Origin of the sequence: Halothiobacillus sp. (assembly GCF_027346185.1) — a bacterium.
Taxonomy (GTDB): domain Bacteria; phylum Pseudomonadota; class Gammaproteobacteria; order Halothiobacillales; family Halothiobacillaceae; genus Halothiobacillus.
Genome location: NZ_DAIESY010000098.1, coordinates 1 through 8206, shown reverse-complemented (window position 1 = coordinate 8206; position 8206 = coordinate 1). Strand labels below are relative to the sequence as shown.

Sequence of the window (8206 nt, the reverse complement as noted above, 5' to 3'; positions counted from 1 at the left end):
CTGTATTTACGGTGTTCTTGTCGGGCGCTGCATTCTGAGTCTCAGGTGATGCGCTCGTTCACGCTCAGGAGGAAAACATGAATATATTCATGAAATTTGTGTTGGTTGCGGTGTTGGGCATGGCATTGCCGGCCTGGGCGGATTCGGGCAGCAAGATGCTGTTGGTGTACGAGGTGATCAACCAGCAGCCGAATGCGTTTTTTCATTTCAGTGCGTATGTGGCGGCGCCGCAGTTCAGCGCGCGTTCGACGGCGGGTAATCCGGTCATCGGTTCGACGTATTCGCTGTCGAACAACATCATTCCGAATGCGGGTGGCATTGCGCAGTTGCCGGTGGTGCCGGACAATCCGCTGCCGACGATTACGGCGTTGGTACAGACCGGAAGTCAGATCGCGCAGCAGAATTACGCCGCCATTGCGCAGGCGATGGCGGCGTACATGGCGCAATCCGGATTGTCATCGGGAATTTTCAATTTCCAGCAGCAGGTGATGGTGCAGGGCAACCCCAAACCGGGGTATCTGATCTGGCAGATGCTGGTGGACGGCAACGGCAACGCGCATTATGGCGACATGCAGTTTGTGACCAATTTCCCCATAGTGCTGTATGGTTTGTATACCTCGCAGGCGGTCGATGCCAGCCTGCCGGCCACGTTCGCTTATCCCCATGCCGGTACCCTGCAGTGGGAACCGATGCAGATGCCGAACAACGATCCGTTGTTGGGTAACACTGCGGCCAATTTCACGGTAACGCCGACTGCCGGCGCCAGCATGCAAAGTTTCACGCTCGGGGGATCGTTCGATTCGCCGCAGTCGCAGAATGGTGTGAGCGTCGATGCGGACTGGGGGCTGGAATGCCTCATCAACCACAACAAATGGACCGCCGCGAATGCTACTGCGCTCGACCCGGCATGCCCCAACGTCCCCATCAACGGCTATACCGACTTCATGACCCTGCTCGCCGCCCAAGGCGCCATGAGCGGTTATCTCGACTACGTCCGCACCCTGACGCCGGTGTATAACCAGATACAACAGAATGGTCAGACCGTGAGCGTGCCGCAGGTCAGCGTGGATGTGACGAGCCGAACCTTACAAAACAGCGGATTCACCAATTGCACATATAACAATGACGGAAGTCCGTGGTATGACTTGTCAGGGCAAGCTTGTAATGGTGTTTTTGAAACAACGGATGAAACCATGTATGGTTCTGGTGGGTCTTGTACAAGAGATACTTATTGGACACTGGCTGCAGTTCCAAGCAGTTACACCTGCTCGAATGCCAACGGGAATCCCGTGGTGTTCACCGCGCTAGTCGCCGATCCGAATGCGCAGCAAGATGAGATGAATGCCAATACTTGGTATGCTGGAAATGGCGGTTCACCGTTTGCTTTTTCTGCGACGGCGGGACAGCCCTATTTGCCGCGTACGCCGTATGCCCCTGGCGCGACGGATCAGACGGTATCCGGCCCGTCACCCTGGTTGTGGTATCAACAAACCGGCGGAACTATTGCTGCGGGGGTTGATGGGAATGGTAATCCACTTTTATACCCGGCCAGCGACTTGACTACGCCCTACGTGGTGCAGCGCACGATCACGACGGATCAATGGGGCGATTCGGTACCGGGTAATATCAATATTTACTCTTTGGGGGGCAATTCAGGTCCCACCTACACCAACTCCGGCAGCATCGGTTATCAGGTGCAGTCGGTGGCGGATCGGTATTATGTGACACCGGACGGTTCATATGTTTTGGTGGGGGAACAGACGACGTATCCGCAGGCACCGACGCAGTCGTATTCGTACACGGTGACCTTGCCGAACGGTGCGACACCGGCGGGGTACGCGAATCAGATCATCGATCCGTTTGGCACCGATCAGGTGTACGACTATACCAACGACACGGTGAACGATTTACCGGTATCGGCTTACTCTGTGGCACCCATTCAATGAAACGCATTCACTGAAACGCAGTTAATGAAGGAGGGTTAAAATGAACACTTATTCCATACGGTATGTGGCACGTCATGCGATAGGTTTGGCGTGTTTGTTGGCCTTGCCCGCGACAGGGTGGGCAGCGTGTGCTGCAAATGAAATCGAAATGCCGCCGATTGGCGCTTTGGCGGGTCCGGTGTGCGTGCCGCGCGACGATTTTCAGTTTGCCGGTTTGGCGGGAGTGTTCGTGCCCAACGCGCAGGCGTCAGACAGCGGGATTGTCATCGAGCGGGAAATGTATCAGGGAGATCGCTGGATTACCGCCGATCAGGAAAATGTGGGCATGCTGGGTTTGACCAGCCAACAGGTAAGCAATGCCATCCGGCGTTTTCCGCGCAATGCGAGCTATGTGTTTGCGCAGTATTCTTCGGAAAACAGCACCGGCCGGATCACGGTGCAGAAAGTAGAAAAAACCCCGACTGGCGTGTTGCAGGTGTATCAGGCGGATTTTACGCCGTGGAGCGGACGGTTGTGGAAAGCGCAGGGAAAATACCGCTCGGCGAGCGAAATCAGTTCGCAAAGCGCGGGGAACAATCCGTTCGCCTTGTTTGAAGGCCCTCCGGGAGACCCGGTGTTTTATAACCTGAACTGGAGTGCACTGGTGGTTGCCGTAGGGCACGCCATGCGGCGTTATGGCGCATCGGTGGGGTATATTTCGGTAGATAGCATTATTCCTAACCCTCCCGTCACGACATGTAGCGGGAGCGCATGGGGGTTCAAGAAGAAATGTACGACCACGCAAACTGCCAATGCCAGCCCGGTGTGGTATCTGGCGACGCCGGTGGAAGCGTCGCTGGCCGGGGAGCAAACTTCGTACTGCGTGATCAATACCGGCGCAGGGTGTGATGATCCGGCGCATGTCGCGTATTCCGGCATTGTGGCGACATTGATGAACGGCGGCAACATGCCGTCGCCGGCGCAGCAGGTCGCGCAGACCAGCAGCAGCAAATCCGGCTGGGGCTTTTTTACCGGATTGCTTGATCTGGTGTTTACGCCAGCATTAGGACCCAGCATGCATACCGGGACGACTGTTGGCGGCGCGGGTGGTGTTCTTGCCGGCGGCATCATGGCCGTCAACCCGCTCACTTCGGTTGCCGGGACAGCAGGCGGGACGCAAGCGGCGCAGGCCAATCCACCCGGCAGCCTCATGCAGCAGGCGCAGCAGGCGGTGCAAGGAATGCACGTCGCCCCGCAAATGGCAGGGGCGGGGCTTACGGGAGACAACCGACTGTACCATAGCGCTGCGTGGCAGACGGACAGCTACGTGGAGTACAACGGTACGGCAGAGATGCGGCAGCGTTATAACGCTTGTGTGCAGCAAGGGCTGAGCGGGGCAGCGGCCGAACAGTGTGCAGCGCCGCAAGCGCAGGCCATCGTGCCTTGAAAGCCGGCACGGGAACCGCAAGATCAGCGTTTGGTCAACCGTAACGAAGCCATCGGCCTGAATGCCGGATCAAACCGGCAAGGAAAGAGGATAACCAGTTTTAGCAGTTCTAACAGTTGTTGTTCATTGCTGTATAAATAGCAATTGCTATTTATACAGCAATCAGCGACAATGGAACGATGAAAACATTCGATGAACTTGAAGTCCGGCGTCCTGCCCTCGCGCGGAGCTATCTTGCGCTGCTCGAAGCTCAACCTGGACGCCCTCTGACCCTGTTTGCGCCTCGGCGTGTTGGCAAAACGTTCTTCCTTGACCATGACATGGCTCCCGAGGCAAAGGCGGCAGGGATGCTGCCAGTGTATGCCGACCTTTGGTTGTATAAGTCGGCCCCATTGGAAGCGATAAACCACGCCCTGGAAGAGGCGCTGGATGATTTGCTTGTTCCGTCCGGCAATATTGGGAAAATCGCAAAAACCCCGGTGACGAAAATTGGTGTTCTAGGCGCCAGTCTTGATCTTGGTGATGCGCCTCAACGCCGATCTTTGCCTGAGTCTTCGCCCCTGCGGCTGGATGCGCTGGTCACCCGGTTGGCCGGGCAGCACAGGGGGAAAATTTTGTTGATGCTCGACGAGGTTCAAGCTCTGGCCGATTCTCCGGACGATGCCGCCATGATTGCGACCTTGCGGGCCGTGCTTCATAAGCGACGCAAGTCGGTTAACGCCATTTTTACAGGTTCTTCGCAGGAAGGACTGGCTCGGCTCATGAACACCGTCGGCGCGCCCATGTATCAGTTTGCACAGATTATTGATTTTCCTTTTCTCGGGGATGAATTTTTACGGTTATTGGCAGAACATTTCGGGCAAGTTCATCCAGACAAAAAGCTTGAACTGGCCGAGCTACGGAATGCGTTCCAAAAAATCGGCTTCAAACCGGCCCTTATGCGAGACATAGTCAGAGCGATGTCGGCAGAAGGGCTTACCGATGTTCAGCGCGGAATTGAAAGTTACAGGACTAGCGGCCACCAAGTCGCAATTTGGCTGGCGCTGCTAAATTCGATTGATGCTTTCGACCAGGCTGTGCTGGTCGTGATTGCCCAAGGCCAACCTCCGCTGAGTCGAGCTACGTTGAAGGTGCTTGAACTGATTCCGGGATCGAAGCCAACGATAGCCAAGGTCAGGTCATCAATCGAGAAGTTGAAGCGCAATGGCATGCTGTCGAAGACCATGGTCGGCACAACAATTGATGACCCACTGTTTGCAGAGTTCCTGGTAACGCACAGCCAACAAGGCATCGGGTCAGGGAGGGGATGCACACCCTCCCTGACGAAACATCCACCGGCCTAAAGGCCGGTGACCTAATTGCTAACAAGTTTTAGTGGTTGCCAAGGAAATTGAGCGCAACGCCACATCAGGAAGATTGCGCACGGTCTTCACTGCATCGACCAGCGTCTTTTTTTCGTCAGCGGTCAATGTGTTCAAATCGCCGTCATTGAAATAGACGAGTGCTTTCAGGCTCTCGCTCGGTTGGAAGTTCGGGCCGTAAAGCAGGCGAGCGGATGCGAGTCCGTGTGACAAACTCACCCCGGCATTGATCATCGCAGCGACATCGCGGTAATCTTTGGCCTCGGCACGCTGGAGGACGACTTTGACCTTGGTCGCCATCAGGTCGTCAAAGGAAGCTACTTGCAAAATACCGTCATCGGTAAAAGCAGGTTCTCCAACGCGTCCGAATGTAATCAAGCCGAAGAATGAAACTTTGACGTACTCCCTTTCCGAGTTTCCATAGGGGACGAGCACTACCCAAGTGTTGTCTCGGTCTTGAAGTGTCGTGGATTGATCCATGAACGGAAAAGCCGCCCTGATGGCTACTCGGTTAAGCGGCTTTTCAGAAAAGAAATCGAAATCTACCGAATCACGATGTCCCAACCGTAGCCCAACGGCAGTGCCGCCGTACAGTGTAAACCCCAGATTGGCGGCGTTGCGAAGTTCCGGCCAGAGATGTCGCTGCGCCGGGGGTAATATGTCCATGCAGGGTTTGAACGAGTGAGTCACGCAAACCTTCGCACGGGTAGGGGTGGAACATGATCCACGCTCGCCAGTTCAAGACGGTAATGCCAGTACGCCCAGGAGCGTTCATTGAACTGGCCCGCCTCTGCGTGCGTCAAGACTTCGCGAAGCACTTCATCGCCGACTTGTGCGGCAAGCACCTGAACGTCGGCGTAGTCGCCGATGTTCATCACTTGGGCAATCACTCGCTCGGGCATGAGCACGGCTTCTTCCGGCGTTTTCCACCAAATGTACTTGCTGGCAAGCGGTTTCAACCACTCTTGATTGACCTGAATCATGAAGCGTCTTTTTCAACCTGGGGTGATGATTTCCAATGGACAAACTTTACGCTTTTGCAGTCAGAAGTGCAATGTGCTTTAGTGATTAGATAGGGCTAACCGGATGTTTTGGCGGAGAAAAAGGTGGTGAAAAAAACAGGCAGCTTACGCTGCCTGTTTTTTTATCTGCCCATTGGGCACAGGATTGTATGATTAGGATTTATTTGCCTTGATAAGGTTTGAAACCATAACGCTCAAAAATCGCCAGTGCTTGTGGCGAGCGCAGATAGTTGACCCACATGCGGGCGGCTTTTTTGTGTGGCGCAGCTTTCAGTGCGACAGCCGCGTAAATTGCGGTGGTGTTCTGGCTGTCCGGGATGGCGACATGGCTGATGGGGTTGCCTACATCTTCTTCGAAGATGGCTTCCGACTGCCAAGTCACGCCGGCGTCGGCGCGTCCGAGCATCAGGAACAGTGGTGACTGGCGATGGTGGATATGTGTCATCAGCGTTTCACCATTTTTCACTTTGTCGGTGTAGACAGTATTGACCAGTGCTTCGCCGCCGGCCTTGGCGAGGCTGGCTTTAATCTGGCGGCCAATGCCTTCAAATTTGGGGTTTGGCATGACCAGACGCACGCCGGGTTTGCCCAGATCGGCAAGACCGGTGATGTGCGCAGGGTTGCCCTTGGGTACCATGATGGTCAGGGTGTTGGTGGCGTATGGCACGGCAGGGCCAGTGGCGTAGCCATCCTTGATGACGCCCGTGACGCGTTTCATGCCGCCTGCGTAGACGTCAGCATGTGCGGTCCAGGTCATGTTGCCGACGGTGATGGTGCCGTTGTGTTTGATCTGGTCAACCAGCAGGCCGGGCGGGATGGTTTCGTAGTAAATCTTGCCTTTGAATTCCGGGTGTTCCTTGACGAATTCAGCCACCAGTGGCGCCATGGCGAAAAAGTAGTTGCCACCGACGAACACGGTCAGTTTTGCCTGGCAGGGGTCGCCGTGGAAATCGGGCAGGTTGTCGATTTCTGGAACGGTGAAATCCAGTCCATGTTCGGTGATGGGGTCATTGGCACCGTGGCTCCAGGGCGGAAAGAATTGTTCTTTGACCGCGTCGGCGGCATGGGTCAGCGAGGCAAGCAAAAGAGCGGGTACGCACAATGCGCTGGCCATAGCGCGTGCAAGACGGGTGCGGCGAATTGTCATGAGTAAGGTCTCCAGAACCGTTGATATGAATTGATGGTGCAGCATCAGGTAGTCAGTGCAGAAATAGACCACTCGGCATGCGGTCGACAATGCTCGGTGCGCAGGCGAGGGTGGTGGTCAGGACATTCACTGTATACCGATTCCATGATTGTAAAGCTAGCCGGGTTCGTTGTAAACTGCGGGGGCGCGGAAGTGAGGCGCTTGCGTTTTGTTCCGGTGCAGGTTAGATTGTTGAACGTAAATATTTTACGGCTAGATTAAATGGAGAGACTGATGAAATTACAACGGCATGCTTTATGGTCTATGGTGGCAGCAGCATTGTGTGTGGCAGCACCGGCATTTGCGGATGGTGCGGCAGCACCGGCAGCACCGGCAGGTTCGGCTCACGTATCTGCCTATGTCAAACCGCATATTACCCACGAGAAATACGGGACGCTCAAGGTTGTCGTGCCGCTGGTCAGTGATATGCCCGCAGTGCGTGGCATGAAATTGCGCAATGTTGCCAATGCTATCAAGGCGACCGAAGTTTGGGGTGGCAAGATGGATGTCAAAATCGTGATGTACGCCAAGGGAGTGGCATGGTTGGCACATCCGGACGACAAAGAGAAGGCTACCATTGATGCGTTGCGTGCGCATGGTGTGCAGTTTGTCGTGTGCAACAACTCGCTGATCGAACAAGGTATTGATTTTCACACCCTGTATGGCGTAAAAGATGCGGATATCGTGCCGTCAGGTTTTGCTGAAGTGGCTTTCCTGCAAGCGCGCAAGCATTATGTGGTTGATCCGGCCATGTAATTTGTCGCTCAGTTGAGTGCCTGTCCGATGGACAGGCACCACAGTAGAGCCCCATTCCGGCTTGGAGTGGGGCTTTTTTAATTGGTTTGCCAGGCTGTTAAAAATCGCTTATAATTGCGCTCTTTTATTTTGTGGTCAGGTGTTTCGTATGGTTGTCATTCGTCTTGCTCGCGGCGGCGCCCGGAATCGCCCGTTTTTTAATGTGGTCGTTGCTGATTCACGCTGCCGTCGTGATGGTCGGTTTATTGAACGGGTGGGTTTTTACAACCCGGTTGCCAAGGAAAACACAGAAGCGTTGCGCTTGAGTCTGGATCGCGTGAATCATTGGGTGTCGCAAGGCGCTAAAGTGAGCGATGCCGTGGCCAAATTGGTCAAGACCGAAAGCGAACGTATTGCCGGGTAATGTCACCGGATAATCTGGTGGTCATGGGACGGGTAGCCGTTCCCTTTGGCGTCAAGGGTTGGGCCAGAATCCAGAGTTTTAGTGAAGAGATTGAAACGCTGGATGC

Annotated in this window: 8 protein-coding genes; 5 read left to right on the top strand and 3 right to left on the bottom strand. The window is 54.9% G+C overall.

Features of this window, described 5'->3' with window-relative positions; genetic code table 11:
* Positions 1 to 77 precede the first annotated feature (77 nt).
* The 3 genes from M7R55_RS07285 (at position 78) to M7R55_RS07275 (ending at position 4715) form a co-directional block, all read left to right on the top strand.
* Entirely contained in the window at positions 78 to 1946 is a 1869-nt protein-coding gene (locus M7R55_RS07285) for a hypothetical protein (protein WP_298219761.1), read from the top strand.
* 40 nt (positions 1947 to 1986) lie between these two features.
* Positions 1987 to 3372 (top strand): hypothetical protein, encoded by a 1386-nt coding sequence (locus M7R55_RS07280; RefSeq protein WP_298219760.1) that lies wholly within the window; start codon positions 1987 to 1989, stop codon positions 3370 to 3372.
* 179 nt (positions 3373 to 3551) lie between these two features.
* On the top strand, positions 3552 to 4715 hold the full coding sequence (locus tag M7R55_RS07275; RefSeq protein WP_298219759.1) for a hypothetical protein: 1164 nt from the start codon (positions 3552 to 3554) through the stop codon (positions 4713 to 4715).
* Positions 4716 to 4733: 18 nt separating this feature from the next.
* Here the strand turns inward: M7R55_RS07275 and M7R55_RS07270 are convergent, their stop codons facing one another.
* The 3 genes from M7R55_RS07270 to M7R55_RS07260 all read right to left on the bottom strand — a co-directional run bounded on the left by M7R55_RS07270 (position 4734) and on the right by M7R55_RS07260 (position 6902).
* Positions 4734 to 5399 carry a nucleotidyl transferase AbiEii/AbiGii toxin family protein gene (locus M7R55_RS07270; RefSeq protein ID WP_298219758.1) on the bottom strand — a complete coding sequence of 222 codons (666 nt, stop codon included), beginning with the start codon at positions 5397 to 5399 and terminating at the stop codon, positions 4734 to 4736.
* Positions 5400 to 5419: 20 nt separating this feature from the next.
* On the bottom strand, positions 5420 to 5716 hold the full coding sequence (locus tag M7R55_RS07265; RefSeq protein WP_298219757.1) for a hypothetical protein: 297 nt from the start codon (positions 5714 to 5716) through the stop codon (positions 5420 to 5422).
* Between the two features lie 199 nt (positions 5717 to 5915).
* On the bottom strand, positions 5916 to 6902 hold the full coding sequence (locus M7R55_RS07260; protein WP_298219756.1) for a substrate-binding domain-containing protein: 987 nt from the start codon (positions 6900 to 6902) through the stop codon (positions 5916 to 5918).
* Between the two features lie 273 nt (positions 6903 to 7175).
* Between M7R55_RS07260 and M7R55_RS07255 the strand changes: the two genes are divergently transcribed.
* A complete protein-coding gene (locus M7R55_RS07255) occupies positions 7176 to 7697 on the top strand; it encodes a DsrE family protein (protein ID WP_298219755.1) in 522 nt (173 codons plus the stop codon).
* Positions 7698 to 7845: 148 nt separating this feature from the next.
* Positions 7846 to 8100 carry a 30S ribosomal protein S16 gene (gene rpsP / locus M7R55_RS07250; protein ID WP_298219754.1) on the top strand — a complete coding sequence of 85 codons (255 nt, stop codon included), beginning with the start codon at positions 7846 to 7848 and terminating at the stop codon, positions 8098 to 8100.
* Positions 8101 to 8206: the final 106 nt, after the last annotated feature.